The organism is Chitinophaga sp. 9-1-y (assembly GCF_059511905.2).
In genome coordinates, this window is record NZ_CM197955.1 from 3,399,872 (window position 1) to 3,416,755 (window position 16,884).

The following is a 16,884-nucleotide window of genomic DNA, read 5'->3' on the forward strand; positions in this document are numbered from 1 at the left end:
TCATTTTAAGTGTAGCCCATGAATCATTTCCCCGTTTCTAGTTCCCAATTGTCGGCACCACACCTGGCGCTGTTCCTGCAATCGCAATACGACGCAGCACCGGGTGTGGAATGCCGCCTGATTAAATCTGGCATCAATGATACCTACCAGGTAACTACCCATCTTGGTAACTTTGTTTTCCGCGTATACAGCTTACATTGGAGAACGGCGGAAGAGATCTCCGAAGAAATACGGCTGCTCCAATTGCTGAAAGACCATCATATGCCTGTTTCCTGGGCAGTACCAGATAAGAATGGCCATTACCTGCAAACGCTTCCAGCCCCGGAAGGCAACCGGTTCGGTGTGCTATTTACATTTGCCGCCGGCGAAAAAATGCCGATGTATTCCCCGGACTTACATTTTAAAATTGGGACCGTGATGGCCCGTATGCACCAGCTCACACAGCATTTCCCACTCAACCGGGTTACCTATACTGCTACTAACCTGCTGGAAGAATCCCTGCCGGCTATTCAACCTTTCCTGGGTGCTGATACTGCAGAAATGGCTTTTCTCAGGGATGCACAGCAATACCTTTTACAGGAGCTCCGGAACGCAGACACCAGCGCCCTCCGGAAGGGCGTAGTACACCTGGATATCTGGTTTGATAACATGAACATCAATGCCACCGGGGATATCACCATTTTTGATTTTGACTTCTGCGGTAATGGCTGGCAATGCCTGGACATTGCTTACTACATTTTGCAGCAGCATAACGTATTCCGGGAAATGGACGAGTGCCAGGAACGGACCAAAGCCTTTCTCGACGGTTACAACTCCATTACCCCCATTTCTGCAGAAGAAGAACGGTTATTGCCCGCCCTCGGCGTAGCATTGTATTTCTTTTACCTGGGAGTACAATGTAACCGTTATGATAACTGGTCAAACGTTTTCCTCAATGAACCTTATCTCAAAAGATATATTAAGCTGTTGGTGAAACGGTATTATGACCTGTACCTTCCGCCACTGTCAACGGTAAATCCAGAGTAGTATTGGCTGAGCAGCCTTATCAATGTAGGGCTCCAGGGTGGAAAAATAGGCGGGGTTCAACATCGGGCAACCATCGCTGCGTACAATACCTTCCAGCTGGTCAGTACCAGGTACCGTAGGATAACTGTGTAACACCACAAAACGGTTGAACGCGTTACTATTAGTACTATCGAGTCCGTACAATTTATAGGCGGTACCGAAACGGCCGGTATACTTACCGCCTATACGATATTTCCCCAGTGAAGAACAATGGCTGCCCTCCACATTGGAAAACACCACTTTTTCGGCGCGCACATCGGGTCCTTGTCCATGTGATACTAAACCGGTACTGATAATTTTATGCTCTTGCAAATCATAGCAAACAAATCTTTTGCCACCGGAAAACACCTTAAAGTCGGCCAGGAACCCATAGCGGGTATTGTAGCCATGTGTCGCAGCATATTGTTTTAACTGATCGGCTTTGCGGCGAAGCACTACAGGATCCGGCACCATCATGGGCTTTTCGGATACACGCGGTACGGTGGTTGCTTTCTTTTTTTCTTTGCAGGCCAGCAAACAGGCAGCTAAAAAAAGTAAGGCCCACCCAACTTTTTTAAACCTCATATCAGGCAGATGCAGGCAAAGAAAAATTCCACAGGTAAGTGTAAAAAATATTTATTCCCAGATGTCTTTTACGTGTATGAGTATCGAGTAACGTCCGGTTGGCGGATAGTCTCCAATGTTCAACAAGTTTTCATCAAAGGGTTGTGGCAGTTTACCGGCATATTGTGTATACAGCTCCTGTACCACGGCAATGGCTTCTGCTTTGCTTTCCACCACCCAGGATTTAGCGGTTCTATTATTATCAAACAATTGATCGAAGGCTTTCCTGCTGGCGGCAGTTTGTTCGAAAGGCACCACTTTCAGCGTCCACACCTCTCCTATTTTCTCGGGCTGCACCGGGGTATCCAGGTTAATTTTAAACCTTTCCAGGCCCGCGGGATCCAGGGAGCGCATGATATCCATTGCAACTGACATAACTTTACTTTTAGTTTCAGACGCAATATTACAACTTCCCACAAAATTTATCCGGCTATTCCCCTCCTTTCACTTTCATTTTCAGGGTATAAATGCTGGTGCCGGCGGTGACGAACAGGATATCATTGTTTTTACCTCCGAAACAGGCGTTGGCGGTCCAGCTTTCGGGAATGGGAATATGGCCTATCTGCTGCCCATCTTTATTGATCACGGTAATGCCGTTGCCACAGAGATATAGATTACCATCGCTGTCTAATGCCAGTCCGTCGGTGGTTTTGGCCGCCATTAACTGCTGACCGGACAACGTCCCATCTTTGTTCACTTCGTAGCGATATACCTTCCCGCCGTTGATATCGGCCACGTATACCTGTTTACCATCACGGGTACCAATGATCCCGTTGGGTTTTACTAAGTCGGCTACGGCGATCACCGGCGCTTTTGCACGCGGCGCCAGGTAATACACCCTTTCTTCTTTGATGTCTGGTTGCTTACGCTGCCAGTAGTCACGCTGATAATAAGGGTCTGTAAAATAAATGCCGCCATTGGGCGCTACCCAAACATCATTGGGCCCATTGAGCCGGTGTCCCCCGAAATTATTTACCAGTATTTTTATTTTCCCTTTGGGAGAGATGGATAACAATTCGTCGAGCTCATCTGCGCAGGCTATGATATTGCCTTTGGCATCCATATACAAACCATTGGAGCGTCCTGATTTCTCCAGAAAAACAGACAGTTGGCCGTCGGTATTATATTTCCAGATCTTATCATTAGGTTGGTCAGTAAAATAAATGTTCCCCTTTTTATCTGCAACCGGGCCCTCTGTAAAGGCAAACTGTTTGGATACCAGTGTAGGTCGGGCATTGTCTGCAACAGTGGCAGGCATGGAGTCCTGGGCGAAAGCCTGCACAGATAACAGGCAACTTAATAACGTGGAATAAAATCGCATAGTGCTCTTTCTGTTTCCGTAATGATAAGCATTATGCGGGAAAATTTTTTCTAAAAAATTTCCCGCCACGCAGCACCCCGTGTGGCGGGCATTTTACGGTGTTATTTGTTGACGGGCTTAGCTAAAATATCTAAAGTAATATCTACATCCGGAAGAATATAGAGCGTTCCCTTAGGGTCGCTATAGTTGCTCATGCCCCATTGCAACCGGTTCAGCTTAAATGTAGCTTTCACCGAAATATTATCTCCCCGGGTCAATACAATCGCAGGAAAACTGATGGTATGTGTTTGGCCAATCAGGGTAAAATCACCGGTCAGCTTTGTATTTGCGGAGGAAGTAGTTTCGCTGAGCGTTTCTGCTTTTGTAATACGAAAACCAGCTTCCGGATGTACCGCCAGGTCAAAAAATTCAGGCCCTTTCAGGTGATCCAACAATTGTTTTAGCAGCACGGGATCTTTAAGATCAAAGTCGGTAATACTGGCAATCGGGATGGAAAAAGTACCCGCCGTTACGGCTCCTTTACCGTTTGTTTCAAAAGTACCAGACACTTTAAAAGCGCCTTTGTGGAAATGGTCGGGCGCACTACCAGTCCATTCTACTGCCGACAGGCCTTCGTCTACTACGAAATTTGTGGGAGTGTTTCCTTTCTTCGAACAGGCAGTTAACAACAGCAATGCTACACCACAGTAATAAAGTTTCATTTTCATTTTTCTTCGCTTATTTGGGTTCAATAAAGACGCAAGATGGGCGATAATCTGTAGCTATTTAAACCTGGTCGACATACAACAAAGTTCGTTGCCGTATGCCGTAATTTATCGCCCAACAGCAGGGAGCTTAAAGCTCCCAAACACTTATCCCGGCGCATAAAGGACACCTGTTTCCGGGTTAAATTTATTAGCACAAATCTGTTTATAATTCCGTCCAATGGGAATTTTGCTGCCGGCAATGAGCATATAATTTGGATGATACTTATCTGTTTTATTCACCGGGACAATAAAAGAACGATGCACCCGCAGGAACTCATCAATGGGAAGCAGTTTTTCCGTTATGCTGATCTTTTGTTTTGAAACGAACGTTTTACCTTTTGTGACTACTTTGATATAGTCTTTTACACTTTCAATCCACAGGATATCCTTTGTATTGATCTTTAACAATCTTCTTTCTACCCGCAGGTATAAAAAAAGATCTGCGGGCCCTTTAGAAATGGGAGAAGATTCCTGTACTGGCTCATCTTTCTTTCCCCCATTCAAATAATGCAATACCTTATCCATAGCCTGCAGGAAGCGCTTCAGCGGGATGGGTTTCAGGAGATAATCAATTGCATTGAGATCAAATCCGTCAACAGCATATTCGTGGTAGGCGGTGGTAAAAATGATCATGGGTGGCTTTTTCAGGCTGCGTACGAGGTCTGTTCCCAATAGTCCGGGCATTTTCACATCCAGGAATACCAGGTCAATGTTGGCAGATTGAATAAGCTGAAAAGCTTTTAGCGCATTATCACAGGTATCTACCAGCGTTATTTCAGGAATGTTAACAGCATATTTTCTGATGACTTCTACCGCATGTGGTTCATCATCTACGATGAGTGTTCTGATCACGATCATTTAATTTTTTAGCAGATAATTGCAGCAGCAACTCAGCGATAAAACAATCCTCTTCCTCATAGCAGTGAAATGCGTGTTGCTTTGGATATAACAGTTCCAATCGCTTCCGCACATTATACAAGCCTATCCTTCCTGCCTGTTTTGGGCTGCTGGCGGTTTTTCGTTCGGGCTTACTATTACTGATCTTAAAAACCAGTTTATTGTCAATCCCTGCATTTAATTCAATATTGATCCAGGGGGCTTCTGTTGATTCTGCAGCACCATGCTTAAAAGCATTTTCCACCAGGGGTAACATCAATAGCGGGGGAACCTGGTGCCCGGTAAGATTACCGGTAATTTTGAAATGAAGGTCCAGCCTTTCTTCATAGCGGATTTTCTCGAGGTCCACATAATTTTGCAGTATTTCTACATCCCGGGTCAGCCATACACTGTCTGTATTACACTCGTACAACATGTAGCGCAGTATATTGGATAACCCCAGCACAATGTTGGGCGATTGCGATGATTGTTCCAGGGTAAGGGAGTATAAATTATTTAAAGTATTAAATAAAAAATGCGGGTGGATCTGGGCTTTTAAAAAGTCAAGCTCCGCCTGTAAAGCCACCTGTCTTTTTTCGGACCACATCTTAAAAAACTTTACTGAAAATGCCACCAGCATTACAATGCTGCTTTGTTCCAGTGCTTTGACAAGATAAGGCCCTTGCAGCAGCTGCTGCATGAAACTACCATCCAGCTTATGCCATACGAACGGCCCCTTCAGCTGTACCATTATCCGGTAAATAAACGGATCAGCGACCGTAATTTCAATGGTGCGGAATGCCAGCACATTGAAGAAAACGCATACCAGTAATGCCCCAACAAATTTTAACTGTTTACGTGGATAAAGATAACGTGGCATTATCCCATAAGCCAGTACATAGAAACAGGTCATATAAAGCGGGATAAAACACAACACCACCATGAGTGTTATGGTATATCCCGGCATTCCTACATTGTAAACGGATGTCATCAGCACAATGACGATCAACCAAAAGGCCAGGTGTTTCCCCACTCTTTCACGCAAAGAGAGCGGGGTACTTTGAAATACATTTAACATACAACTACAGCGGGGCCAATGTTCCCAGGCTTTTAATGCGAATTACTTTGCTGGATTGGTGATAAAGACCAGTGGCGAGCATATCGGCCCCCCAGCCAATGAGCGTGCCATCATTCAACAGGGCAAAACCTAACCCATTGCCGGCCTTCACCGCTTTTACCCCCGCAAGGCCATGTACGCGTACAGGCGTCGACGTTACATCATCTCCCAATGGCCCCAGCGCATATAAATTTCCCCAGCCCCATCCCATCACAGTGCCATCTTTGCACAGGGCCAAAATGCTGGAATTGGCGCTGAACTGCTTTACGTTGGAGAGTTTTCCCACTTTAACCGGTACCAGGCTCTTTACAAATTTAGAGTCATCATACAAGTCTGCCGAACGTACGCCGGTGCCAAGCTGGCCTTTATAGTTGTACCCCCAGACACTCACCGTTCCATCCTGGTGAAGTGCATAACCTCCATCCCAGTTGGTGCTAATGGCAATAACATTATTAAGTCCCTCTATTTTCGCGGGCGTGCTGGTGGACTGTATGGTGCCTGTTCCCAACCTGCCATTGGTACCATCTCCCCATGTCCACACCGTTCCGTCTTCTTTAAGTGCTATTGGACCTGCAATTGCTTTCACATGATCCAGGCCGGTCACCTGTACCGGGCTCTTTTTTCCGGCAGTGCTGGCGGAAACACTCCAGCTTAATAGTTTTCCTCCATCCCCGCACATACCACTGTTGCCCTTTCCCCAGGCCCAAACAGTTCCATCTCTGCGGAGTGCATAGCTGGTGCTTCTGAATGCGCTGATGGCAATCACATCGTTCAATCCTTCCACTTTCACGGGTGTTGCGCTGATCCTTGTTCCTTTTTCAGAAAGCTCCCGGTTCCCCAATTGGTAATAATCATTTTTGCCAAGCCCCCACACGGTTCCTGTTTTATCCAATATCAACAGATACTCAGAGCCGGCAGACACCTGCACCGCATTTTGAATACCTGCTATTGGTTGCATTGTTCCACCAGCTTCCCAGGTCATCAGGCTACCATCTGAAAGTACCAGTACGTGCATTAATTTGGTATCGACCAGGTAAGAAGCTATCCAGTTTTCGCCAACAGATTGTCCTGCACTGCCCGTGTATGCGAGCAGGCAGACGAGTGCAATAATTATCTTTTTCATTGGTTTATTATTTTTTAACACACCGGTTTGCTCCAGTGGTTTGGGGTTATTACACTAAATACAAACACAAAAATGAGCGAAAAAAACGAACGGAAAAATCAATGACGATAGACACATTGATTCATAGACATACGGCAGTTATACACCGCTGAAGTGCAGGTAATAGTCGATGTAACGGGGCTGTTTAATAAGAATAGTTATTATTATTTTCTGTCTTTCAATCTTATCACCAATTTGAGTCCGGACCAGTACTCATCAATGGCACAAACCTTTACATCCACCAATCCATTGTTAAGCGCGATGTGCCGGATAATATTTTCATCCACATCGCTTTCCATTTTGGCCGACTTCTTATACCAGGAAACCCAAATCATTCCGTTTTCTGTTATTTCGTGTCGCAGTTGTATGATTGTTTTTTCGAGCTCCTTTGCCGCCACCGCAAAGTAGTGGATGAAATCCTTTTTGGAATTTTTGTCGGTTCCTTCTTTAATATCTGCCGGCCAATCCTGGAAAAGATCATAGTAATAGTCAGGCGGATTAATCAACCTGATGTTGAACCCTGGCTTTATCCCCAGTTTTTTGGCTAATGGCGTTCCTGAATATCCGGCTGTTTTCATACCACTTATTTATCTGGTGAGCGGTTGTTGTAGAGGACTATCTGAATAGCGCGAATTTACAACCAATCCCTTTCCCCGCATTTGATTCGTCGACGAACAGCATAAAAAAAAGATAAACAGATGGATACGTTCAGCTCTTTTTTTATGTACAAGATCCATCTGTGAAGCCTTACTGGCAAAATTCCCCCTGTTTACAGCCTGTGAAATAACCAGCCTTCAGATGTATAGGGATATATTACAAGAATAGATTGACTTTAATCGACGATAGATATTTGGTTGTTGAGAATGGCAAGGTGACCGGCAGCAGCATCACAGATGTGCTACCAAAAAGTCAGATCCGGTAATAGCGATTGATGGCAAAGGCAAAGTAGTAAGCATAAAAAAAATCAGACTGCAAATGAATTTTTGCAGTCTGGTCAACAGGATTACAGGTTAAATAGTTTTTGGGGCAAACAAACAACACGGGATGATCTACCCGATTTTAGAATGGCGTTCTATACAGGTATAACTTTGATTCGTTAACGATTCCAGCCGTTTTATCGGTGGACAAAAGGTAGGCACTGGTTTATTTCATTTCTTTCAAATGGTTAAGCCGTTGCATAGTTTCCTTACAAACATAGCCGCTGTTTATAAGTATCTACCTTCATGGAGAAAGGTCGTGTACTGATTACGATAGCAAAATTATCGTGAGAAGTGATTTTGTCATAGTACAAAAACGACATCTTTCTAATTACTTCATAATCTTATGCAGGCGTATGGTTGTTTGGAGTTCTTCTTCATCGATGAAGGAGGGGGTGATACCAGCGAATTTTTTAAAGTCCCGGATAAAGTGCATCTGGTCGTAGTAGCCGCTGTGATAGGCTATTTCGGTCCATGTTTTTTCCGGGAACAGTTCTTTCAGCTGGTAGGCTTTACAGAAGCGGATCAGGCGGGCATATTGTTTTGGCGGCATACCGAGGCGTTCGGTACATTTTCTTTCAAACTGCCGCAAGCTTAAACAGGCCATGGAGGCCAGTTCCTCTATGGTTACATTACCGGCAGTATCTACCAGGGCGGCTATGGCCTGGTCTACCGGCAATAAAGGTTTCAGGTGATCGACTTTTTTCAGCAGATAAAATTCTATGATACTTATCATGTGATCCCAATCGTCGGCGCCTTTCAGTCTTTCGGTGATTTCATTGATTTCATTTCCCAGCAACAGGTTGGTGTCCAGGTCCTGCTCATAGATTTCCGATAATGGCAGTTTCAGCAAGCGGTGTAATCCTCCCGGTTGGAAGGCCACACAAAGCGCCAGGTGCTTACGGCCCATATCGAGTGTTACTGCCTGGTCCTGGGGTCCAATGGTCACACAGGTAGCCTTGGTGATAAACTCGTTGTGCCCCGGCTTGAGTACTTTAATCGGATCTTCCAGGTAGAAGATAATATAACGTTGGTAGGCGGGTACAAATCGGTAGATATTAGTTAGTCCCTGGGTCTGGGAGAAATCCACCCCATAAATGCTAATGCAATGCACAAGATCCTGCAAAGCCGGATGCGGCTTATAAACTTTAGATTCCATTGAATATGTTCGGCTATAGGTGCTCAGTACGCTCCTTACAAAACAAATATATATAAAAAGACAGCCAATGCTACTGATTTGCCTTATCTTTTGCAGCCAAAACCCTTTTTACCATTAAAATGAGAATTGCAATAACAGGCGCATCCGGCTATTTAGGTACAGTACTCACTCCTTTATTGCTATCTGGTGGACATACGCTACGGCTGCTGACCCGCAAGGCGCCCCCTACCTCTCCTCCGCATACAGTCGAATATGTATATGGTGATTTGCTGAACGGCGACAGCCTACAGGCATTGGTCAAAGACATGGATGCCGTCATACACCTGGCTGCTATGATTTCGGTAGACGACCGGCCAGATGAAAAGCTGTTTCTCGTCAACACCAACGGTACCCGCTTACTGGTGGAAGCAGCCCGGCAGGCAGGCGTTAAAAGATTTATACATCTCAGTTCTGTCACTGCCTATAACCAGGCGCCTTATGATGAACCAATGGATGAAAGCCGTTCTCCTACCACCGACAACCGGCTTAATTACGATCATTCCAAAGCAGTATCCCAGGCGATTGCGTTGGCGCACAACGGCAATGGCCTGGAAGTAATTGCGCTGGCGCCAACCGCGGTAATGGGACCTTATGATCAGCAACCTTCGCTGATTGGCAAGGCCATCGTAAATATCTATAACGGCCGCATACCAGCCTTGTTTCCTGGTGGCGTTGATTTTGTAGACGTTCGGGATGTAGCGGGTGCTATTGTCAGCGCCCTCACGAAAGGCACGCCCGGTCAGGCTTACCTGCTAAGTGGCCAATGGGCTTCGTTGGTCACGCTCGCCAAAGCTACAGGTGCCATAAAAGGTAAAAGCATATCATTACCCGTAGTACCTTTATGGCTGGTATTTAGTATGCTGCCGTTTGTGAGAATGCTGGCCGCCCTACGTGGGGGCGCACCATATTATACGAAACAGTCGGTATACAACCTTATTTACAGTAACAAAAAAATTGACCACTCAAAAGCAGCAGCAGAACTGGCATTTCAGCCTCGTGCTTTTACGGAAACCTTACGGGATACCATTGACTGGTTCAAACAAACAGGCGCTATCAAATGATCGATTATCTACCCCTGCGGGAATACGTTATTTTTATTTGTTGCTGGGCCGCTACCGGTATTGGGGCGGGACTGTACCTCTTACGTAAAGAAGCCCCTTATGGCCGCTACAGCAGCCGGCAATGGGGACCAATGATCAGTAATAAAATGGGCTGGTTGTTGATGGAAACCACGGTACTGGTGTCTTTTTTCACCTGGATACCGGTAACTACCTTTCCCTGGCGCAGTCCGGCCGGTGTGATGATTGGTTTATTCCTGCTGCACTATCTGCATCGCAGTTTCGTATATCCGTTCATGATACGAACCAAAGGTAAAAAGATGCCCGTAGTGATTATGTTGTCGGCTATGCTTTTTAATACGGTGAATGGCTCCCTGTTGGGTACCTGGTTTGCCGCTTTCGGGCATTACCCGGACAACTGGTATACTACGCCCAACTTTATTATCGGGATATTGCTCTTTTTCACGGGGATGTTCATTAACTGGAATGCAGATTACCAATTGATACAATTGCGGAAAAAAACGGAGACAGGTTATAAAATACCGCCAGGCCGTCTCTTTAAATATATTTCTTCGCCCAACCTGGCAGGTGAAATCATGGAATGGGGCGGGTATGCTTTACTCACCTGGAGCCTACCGGCGCTGGCCTTCTTTATCTGGACCTGCGCGAATCTCATTCCCCGCGCGCTGGCCAATCATCGCTGGTACCAGCAGCAATTTCTGGATTATCCGGCTAACCGAAAAGCATTATTACCTTTTATCTGGTAACCTTACACAAGTATGTCAAAAAAATATAGTCAGCTAAAAGCAGCACTGGTATTATCGAAAGCGAGTTTAATTGCTACATTGCGCAGTCCAACCTCTGTTGTATTTGCTTTATTATTCCCTATTATATTCGTCACCGTATTTGGTGCGATGGTCGACAATACGGCGGTAACAGTAAAGATGGTATTATCGCCTCACAGCGACACCAGCAGCCCGATGTATGCCGCCATTAAAAGCATTAAAATATTTAATCTTTCTCAGGGAACAGATTCCGCTGCGATGCTGGCCGATCTGAAGAAAGGACGCATTGCGGGCATCCTGCACCTGCAATCACCTACAATGGTAAATGGGGTGCCTCATTACACTACCGACCTGCTGGGAAGCAGTGCAGTGGCGGATAAACTGCCACTGATAGAAGCGGCTTTACAGGAAGCCGCCACACAGGTAAACCGGAAGGTGATGCCGGATCAGCCTACAGCGGCCAGTGTACGCACCGTGAATATACCGGGTCGGGTGTACCGGCAAATTGATTTCATCTTACCCGGACAACTGGGCTTTTCTCTTTTGATGGCTGGCGTTTTCGGCTCTGCCTTCCTCTTGTTTAATCTCCGGCACACCCTCGTACTGAAACGCATATACGTAACACCGATTAAACGTTCTTTCCTTTTACTGGGCGAAATGATCAGCCGGTTATTATTTCAAATCATCTGCTTTATCATTATCACTGCGTTGGGATATTATGCCTTTCATTTTACGTTGGTAAATGGCGTCGTAACTTTCCTGGAAATGCTGCTGCTCTCTGTGTTTGGGCTGATTATTTTTATGGGCATCGGATTTATTATCAGTGGACTGATCCGGAATGAAAGCTCTATTGCACCGGTAGCGAATACGCTGACTGTACCACAAATCCTGTTATGCGGATTATTTTTTCCGATAGATAATTACCCGGTTTGGTTGCGCTCTTTTTGCGAAATGCTACCCCTCACTTTCTTTGTGGAAGGATTGCGCAAGATTGCGTTTGAAGGCCTGCATATCTGGCAAATACCGGTGCAACTAATCGGATTAATAGTATGGGCAACTATTGTGGCAATACTGTCTGTGAGGCTGTTTAAATGGGAATAACAAATGTCGCAATTGGCCCTATGATTGTCTTAACCGCCCTCCTTGTATTTCGGGGGACGACAATACCTTTGGGTCATCAATAATCATCACAAAAAACTCATTTATCATGGCAGCAGTTAATCCTTATTTAAATTTCAGTGGCACGTGTGAAGAAGCGTTCAACTTATATAAAAGCGCATTTGGTGGTGAATTCCTCGTACTTTCCCGTTTCGGTGATGGCGGACCAGACGCCTGCGCCGAGGGCGAAAAGGAAAAGATTATGCACGTGTCATTACCGATTGGTAAAAACACTATTTTAATGGGTAGTGATACCCCTGCCAGTATGCCTGTTGTGAATGGTAACCAACTTCATGTGGCCATCCAGGCGGATAGCGAAAAGGAAGCAGATCAGTTATTTGGTGCGCTTTCTGCCGGCGGGCAGGTATTTATGCCAATGGGCAAAGCACCATGGGGCGCCTATTTCGGTATGTTCGCCGATAAATTTGGGATACAATGGTTGATTAATTTTGACTACCAGCAATAATAGCGCTAAAAGCAGAAAGCGGAAAGCAAAAAGCTATTGTCGCGAATGATTAGAGCGGGATTTAATCCTATATTTTAATCATTCGCGACAATAGCTTTTTGCTTTCCGCTTTTGGCTTTATGCTTATACTTATATGACCATCACCAGCACCAACCGGAATCCATCCGGATCTACCAGGGTGATACCGTGTTCATTCCAGTAGGGATTTTTCGCCTTCACTTCCGGTACACCTGCCTTCCTGGCCTTATTCAGCATTTTCGTAAATACTTCTTTGTTTTCGGGATAGAGCACCAACAGGTCATCTTCGTCTGGCTGATGTTTTGGCGGATCAGGGGAAACCGTAAATTCGAGGTGCCAGTTTTCGCCTGGTAATCCCAGGAAAACGCCATTATACTGTTGGTGGTCCTGGAAAGATCCCAGCTGCCGGAATCCCAATATGTCCTGGTAAAAACCGATCATCTGCTCCAGTGAAGTGGTATGCCTTGCTACTCTTAATCTCATAACAATACATTGCTTTTAGTGGGGAAGTAGTCATTCAATTTACTAAAAAAATGTTTGTTACTCTTTTGTACCAGCAAGATAATAGTAACTTGTGGCATCGAAATCTGTCACCACCTATGCGTATTACGATGATGATCATGGCCGTGGCCATAACAGGAGTAGCCTGTCACGGCGCCCCTGCGAGGCAGTTGCCATCGGATACTCTGCCCCTCCTCTCCGGGCAAACAGCACCACCACCGGACACGGTGCCACCGGCATTATTAAAAAACAAATTACTGGAAGAAGCTATTGCCATTGCCGGGCCTTCGGATGAGGCCACGGAATTTTATATGTCTGGTGCACTGCCAGAATTCAGGATCGGGCTTTTAAATTTCTTTAAGCCTAAGGATTATGAGCACCGGCGCCTCCTGATCAAGGAAGTGACCTGGTACAATGGAGAACAGAATATTACTGTCTGGTACCGGGAAGAACATCTCTCCTGGCGCTTTATCACCATGTCTGTATGGGATAGGAATGCTGTTTTTTAAGCACCCGCCAGGAGTCCCTGGTGAAACGGCAATGCTGGCAATACCGCAGCGGCATTCAATACTTCGTCTACCAATCCGAAAGCTTTGGCCTCTTCGGCATTCATAAAGCGATCGTTGTTAAAAACGGCGGATACTTCTTCTATGGTACGGCCGGCGTGGGTGGCAATCACCTGGAAGGTTTTATCCTGTAGCCGTTGTTGTTCCCGGAAAGCAATGCGCACATCTTCGGTGTAGCCTTTAGCGCCTCCGCTGGAGGGATGCATGTGAATAGTGGCGTTGGGTAAGGCATATCGTTGACCGCTGGCGCCAGCCGTGAGGATAATGGTGCCCATACTACCAGTAAAGCCAAGCGCCATGGTAGATACGGGCGATTTCAACATTTTCATGGTATCATAAATCGCAAGGCCGGCATAGATAACGCCACCGGGGCTGTTGATGTACATATTAATGGGACGATGATTTTCACTATCGAGGTACAGTAGCTGTGCTACTATTAAATTCGCCACCTGGTCGTCGATAGCGGTACCCAGGAAAATAATCCGTTCTTTCAGCAGTAAGCTGTATATATCAAAGGCGCCGCGGCTGTCGCCGTCGATCACCGTAGGAACTAAGAAAGCCATGTTATTTAAAAATTGACGTGATAGAGGTGTTAAAGGTTTCGTCTTGCATCAGCTGATGAAAAACGTGGTCGAGTTGGGCGCGTTTTTCTTCCCGGCCCAGCCAGGTAGCGAGTTGTATAACCTGTTGCTGGCTGGCTACCTGTTTACGCAAAGCTGGACTGATCAGCAGCCGGGCCTGAAATACCAGGCGGGCGGCAGGACTCATTTCCTGCAGCAGGTATTGATCGATCTCCTGTATCTCAGCTAATGGTTTCCGCATAATCAGATTGTTGTAATTGTGTTCTTACTTTTTCCAGGCATTTGTATTTCTGTACGCTGGCGGAATGCTGGGACTTAAAGTGAAAGCCGGCTGCAATTTCTTTAATGGAATGCTGATCGTAATAAAAAGCCTGTAGCAGCTGCAAACAGCGTTTGCCGGCGGCTTTCAGGTAATTGAGCAAGGGGGTTGCCACTGGCGGCGGTGCGTAATAGTCTTCCGGAATAGCAATGTCTCCGGGAATATTTTCGAGAGATGTATACCTCCCAGATTGTTTCATTTTCCGGAGACAGCAAATCCGGGCAATCCCGGCAATATAAGCTCCTGGCGAAACGTGGGCTGGCAGTGTTCCTTTATGTTGTTTTTCGAGATAGATGATCACGGCATCCTGGAATATATCTTTGGCCATCTCCAGGTGGCCGCCCATCTGGTAAACCATTCTGGCTACTACCGGCAACGTAGTCCGGTATATCTCTTCCAACCATTGGTGTTCCTGGTAACGCATAATGCAGGTGTTTATATACTAGTGTCGATAAACAGGCAGATATCACCTAAAAATTAAGATATTTTTTTTTACCTTTGCTGCATCATGTAAGAACAACCCACATACATACAACAGGCTCATCCTGTAAACGTGCCGTCCGGCATGGCTTATTCCGTTCCTTAATATATTTAAATATTTGACATCTAACACAGGTATGCGGTGGCATATGCTGCATTGTTTCACTTAAATTGTATAACATGAAAACAACTACCCTCCTCGCCCACTATCAACGGACCTTGTCCGCCAACATTTACGACAAAACGAATTTTCATGCTAATCAGCGCACAATATATCAGCTATCAACTGCCTACCGGCCACCATTTATTTGAGGATGTTCAATTCACGCTTGACAAAGGCGACAAGGCCGCTATTGTCGGTCATAACGGAGCGGGAAAGTCTACCCTGCTACGCATCATCGCGGGTCAGGAAAAGGCATTTACAGGTACCATTAACGCGCATGCACCTTTTTATTATGTACCGCAGCATTTCGGGCATTTTAACCAACTGACCGTAGCTCAGGCCTGCGGGATTGCAGATAAACTCCAGGCCCTGGAAGCCATTACCAACGGCGATGCCAGTGAACATTGGTTTGATATGATCGGGGACGACTGGGACATCTTAGCCCGGTTTGAAGCGGCAATCGCCAAATGGGGCATTGCTTATGTAACACCCGATCAACCACTCACCGAACTTAGTGGCGGAGAAAAAACACGGTTATTTCTTTCCGGTATCGACATCTTTAACCCGGCCGGGGTATTGCTGGACGAACCCACCAATCACCTGGACCATGCAGCCCGGGAACAGCTCTACGCCTGGGTAAACAGCACCAGTTGTACGTTGCTCATCGTGAGCCACGACCGGGAGCTACTGCGATTATGTACCCCTATCTGGGAATTACAGGCAGATGGTATCAAAGTGTATGGCGGCAACTACGATCTCTATGCAGCGCAAAAAGAAGTGGAAACCGCCTCCTTGCAACAGCGCATTGCACACCAGGAAAAAACCTGGAGAGAGGCCAAAAAACAAAGGCAAATTGCCATTGAACGCGCGCAGCATGCAGATGCGCAGGCACGCAAGAAAAGTAAAACCGGGGGTATGCCCAAGATTTTATTGAATGGCAGAAAGAATGCGGCAGAAGTATCTACCGCAAAACTAGACCAGGTACACAGCGAAAAAGTGAGCGACCTGGCGGCAGAACTTCAGGAAGTAACCGCCATGGCGCAGTTACAACGTATCATGAAAGGTTATTTTGAAGCCTCCTCCCTGCACAAAGGAAAAGTGCTGGCTGAGGCTACCGCCATCAATTACAGCTGGATGCCGGACAAAATGTTGTGGGATCCTGCCTTGTCGTTTACCCTTCGGAGCGGCGACCGGCTGGCCATCACAGGCCCTAACGGAGCAGGCAAATCTACCTTGCTGCAATTACTATTGGGCCATATGCCGCCCTCCACTGGTGAGCTTTACATTGCCAATACCCGCAGCGTACTGCTGGATCAGGATTACAGCCTCATTGACCGCAGCCGCACCATCCTGGAACAGGCGCTGGCGTTTAATGAAAATAACCTGGAAACATCCGTGGTAAAATCAATGCTGGTTAACTTTCTGTTCGGTCCCGGCACCTGGGATAAATCCTGTGCGGTATTGAGTGGCGGAGAAATGCTGCGACTGGCGCTCTGCTCCATGACGCTGCAAAATAAGGCACCAGACATGATTATGCTCGATGAACCTACCAATAACCTGGACCTGGCCAATATCAAAATATTGACGCAGATTTTTTCTGAGTATAAAGGCACCTTGCTATTGATATCTCACGATAAAAACTTCATACAGGATGCTGGTATTACTGGTGAATTGGTATTGAAAAAGCTGAAGGCATAAAGCAGAAAGCAAAAAGCTATTGTAGC

20 protein-coding genes are annotated in these 16,884 nt (G+C 46.2%); 7 read left to right on the plus strand and 13 right to left on the minus strand.

Annotated features, from left to right (window positions below):
- Window positions 1-18 precede the first annotated feature (18 nt).
- Window positions 19-1,026: a phosphotransferase gene (locus AC5ZC7_RS13490; protein ID WP_496161833.1), complete on the plus strand. Its 1,008-nt coding sequence runs from the start codon at window positions 19-21 to the stop codon at window positions 1,024-1,026.
- On the opposite strand, the gene AC5ZC7_RS13495 is transcribed toward AC5ZC7_RS13490, so the two are convergent.
- The 9 genes from AC5ZC7_RS13495 to AC5ZC7_RS13535 form a co-directional block, all read right to left on the minus strand.
- On the minus strand, window positions 1,006-1,629 hold the full coding sequence (locus AC5ZC7_RS13495) for a murein L,D-transpeptidase catalytic domain-containing protein (protein WP_496161834.1): 624 nt from the start codon (window positions 1,627-1,629) through the stop codon (window positions 1,006-1,008). The two genes, AC5ZC7_RS13490 and AC5ZC7_RS13495, sit on opposite strands and share 21 nt — an antisense overlap.
- Window positions 1,630-1,680: 51 nt before the next feature.
- On the minus strand, window positions 1,681-2,043 hold the full coding sequence (locus AC5ZC7_RS13500) for a hypothetical protein (RefSeq protein WP_496161835.1): 363 nt from the start codon (window positions 2,041-2,043) through the stop codon (window positions 1,681-1,683).
- A gap of 55 nt (window positions 2,044-2,098) precedes the next feature.
- Window positions 2,099-2,989: an SMP-30/gluconolactonase/LRE family protein gene (locus AC5ZC7_RS13505; RefSeq protein ID WP_496161836.1), complete on the minus strand. Its 891-nt coding sequence runs from the start codon at window positions 2,987-2,989 to the stop codon at window positions 2,099-2,101.
- Between the two features lie 101 nt (window positions 2,990-3,090).
- Entirely contained in the window at window positions 3,091-3,696 is a 606-nt protein-coding gene (locus tag AC5ZC7_RS13510; RefSeq protein WP_496161837.1) for a YceI family protein, read from the minus strand.
- A gap of 144 nt (window positions 3,697-3,840) precedes the next feature.
- Window positions 3,841-4,593, minus strand: a complete 753-nt coding sequence (locus AC5ZC7_RS13515; RefSeq protein WP_496161838.1) for a response regulator — start codon at window positions 4,591-4,593, stop codon at window positions 3,841-3,843.
- Window positions 4,562-5,689 carry a histidine kinase gene (locus tag AC5ZC7_RS13520; protein WP_496161839.1) on the minus strand — a complete coding sequence of 376 codons (1,128 nt, stop codon included), beginning with the start codon at window positions 5,687-5,689 and terminating at the stop codon, window positions 4,562-4,564. The genes AC5ZC7_RS13515 and AC5ZC7_RS13520 overlap by 32 nt, the downstream gene beginning before the upstream one ends.
- A gap of 4 nt (window positions 5,690-5,693) precedes the next feature.
- Window positions 5,694-6,851 carry an RCC1 domain-containing protein gene (locus tag AC5ZC7_RS13525; protein ID WP_496161840.1) on the minus strand — a complete coding sequence of 386 codons (1,158 nt, stop codon included), beginning with the start codon at window positions 6,849-6,851 and terminating at the stop codon, window positions 5,694-5,696.
- A gap of 203 nt (window positions 6,852-7,054) precedes the next feature.
- Window positions 7,055-7,468, minus strand: a complete 414-nt coding sequence (locus AC5ZC7_RS13530; RefSeq protein WP_496161841.1) for a four helix bundle protein — start codon at window positions 7,466-7,468, stop codon at window positions 7,055-7,057.
- Between the two features lie 730 nt (window positions 7,469-8,198).
- The gene (locus AC5ZC7_RS13535; protein ID WP_496161842.1) at window positions 8,199-9,026 is read right to left on the minus strand and encodes a helix-turn-helix domain-containing protein; all 828 of its coding nucleotides are present in this window, start codon (window positions 9,024-9,026) and stop codon (window positions 8,199-8,201) included.
- A gap of 119 nt (window positions 9,027-9,145) precedes the next feature.
- Between AC5ZC7_RS13535 and AC5ZC7_RS13540 the strand changes: the two genes are divergently transcribed.
- The 4 genes from AC5ZC7_RS13540 (at window position 9,146) to AC5ZC7_RS13555 (ending at window position 12,532) form a co-directional block, all read left to right on the plus strand.
- On the plus strand, window positions 9,146-10,126 hold the full coding sequence (locus AC5ZC7_RS13540) for an NAD-dependent epimerase/dehydratase family protein (RefSeq protein ID WP_496161843.1): 981 nt from the start codon (window positions 9,146-9,148) through the stop codon (window positions 10,124-10,126).
- Window positions 10,123-10,890 carry a DUF1295 domain-containing protein gene (locus AC5ZC7_RS13545; RefSeq protein ID WP_496161844.1) on the plus strand — a complete coding sequence of 256 codons (768 nt, stop codon included), beginning with the start codon at window positions 10,123-10,125 and terminating at the stop codon, window positions 10,888-10,890. The genes AC5ZC7_RS13540 and AC5ZC7_RS13545 overlap by 4 nt, the downstream gene beginning before the upstream one ends.
- 12 nt (window positions 10,891-10,902) lie before the next feature.
- Window positions 10,903-12,009 carry an ABC transporter permease gene (locus AC5ZC7_RS13550; RefSeq protein WP_496161845.1) on the plus strand — a complete coding sequence of 369 codons (1,107 nt, stop codon included), beginning with the start codon at window positions 10,903-10,905 and terminating at the stop codon, window positions 12,007-12,009.
- A 106-nt stretch (window positions 12,010-12,115) separates the two neighbouring features.
- A complete protein-coding gene (locus tag AC5ZC7_RS13555; RefSeq protein ID WP_496161846.1) occupies window positions 12,116-12,532 on the plus strand; it encodes a VOC family protein in 417 nt (138 codons plus the stop codon).
- 129 nt (window positions 12,533-12,661) lie between these two features.
- Here AC5ZC7_RS13555 and AC5ZC7_RS13560 read toward each other — a convergent pair whose 3' ends face one another.
- On the minus strand, window positions 12,662-13,033 hold the full coding sequence (locus tag AC5ZC7_RS13560; protein WP_496161847.1) for a VOC family protein: 372 nt from the start codon (window positions 13,031-13,033) through the stop codon (window positions 12,662-12,664).
- A gap of 116 nt (window positions 13,034-13,149) precedes the next feature.
- On the opposite strand from AC5ZC7_RS13560, the gene AC5ZC7_RS13565 reads away from it, so the two are divergent.
- Window positions 13,150-13,560, plus strand: coding sequence for a hypothetical protein (locus AC5ZC7_RS13565; RefSeq protein ID WP_496161848.1), 411 nt, complete (start codon window positions 13,150-13,152; stop codon window positions 13,558-13,560).
- On the opposite strand, the gene AC5ZC7_RS13570 is transcribed toward AC5ZC7_RS13565, so the two are convergent.
- The 3 genes from AC5ZC7_RS13570 to AC5ZC7_RS13580 are packed head-to-tail and all read right to left on the minus strand — an operon-like array spanning window position 13,557 to window position 14,941.
- A complete protein-coding gene (locus tag AC5ZC7_RS13570; RefSeq protein WP_496161849.1) occupies window positions 13,557-14,180 on the minus strand; it encodes an ATP-dependent Clp protease proteolytic subunit in 624 nt (207 codons plus the stop codon). The two genes, AC5ZC7_RS13565 and AC5ZC7_RS13570, sit on opposite strands and share 4 nt — an antisense overlap.
- A 1-nt stretch (window position 14,181) precedes the next feature.
- Entirely contained in the window at window positions 14,182-14,439 is a 258-nt protein-coding gene (locus AC5ZC7_RS13575) for a hypothetical protein (protein ID WP_496161850.1), read from the minus strand.
- Window positions 14,420-14,941, minus strand: coding sequence for an RNA polymerase sigma factor (locus tag AC5ZC7_RS13580; RefSeq protein ID WP_496161851.1), 522 nt, complete (start codon window positions 14,939-14,941; stop codon window positions 14,420-14,422). Before AC5ZC7_RS13580 ends, AC5ZC7_RS13575 begins: the two co-directional genes overlap by 20 nt.
- Before the next feature lie 309 nt (window positions 14,942-15,250).
- Between AC5ZC7_RS13580 and AC5ZC7_RS13585 the strand changes: the two genes are divergently transcribed.
- Complete coding sequence (locus AC5ZC7_RS13585) at window positions 15,251-16,858, plus strand: ATP-binding cassette domain-containing protein (RefSeq protein ID WP_496161852.1); 1,608 nt, start codon at window positions 15,251-15,253, stop codon at window positions 16,856-16,858.
- Window positions 16,859-16,884 lie beyond the last annotated feature (26 nt).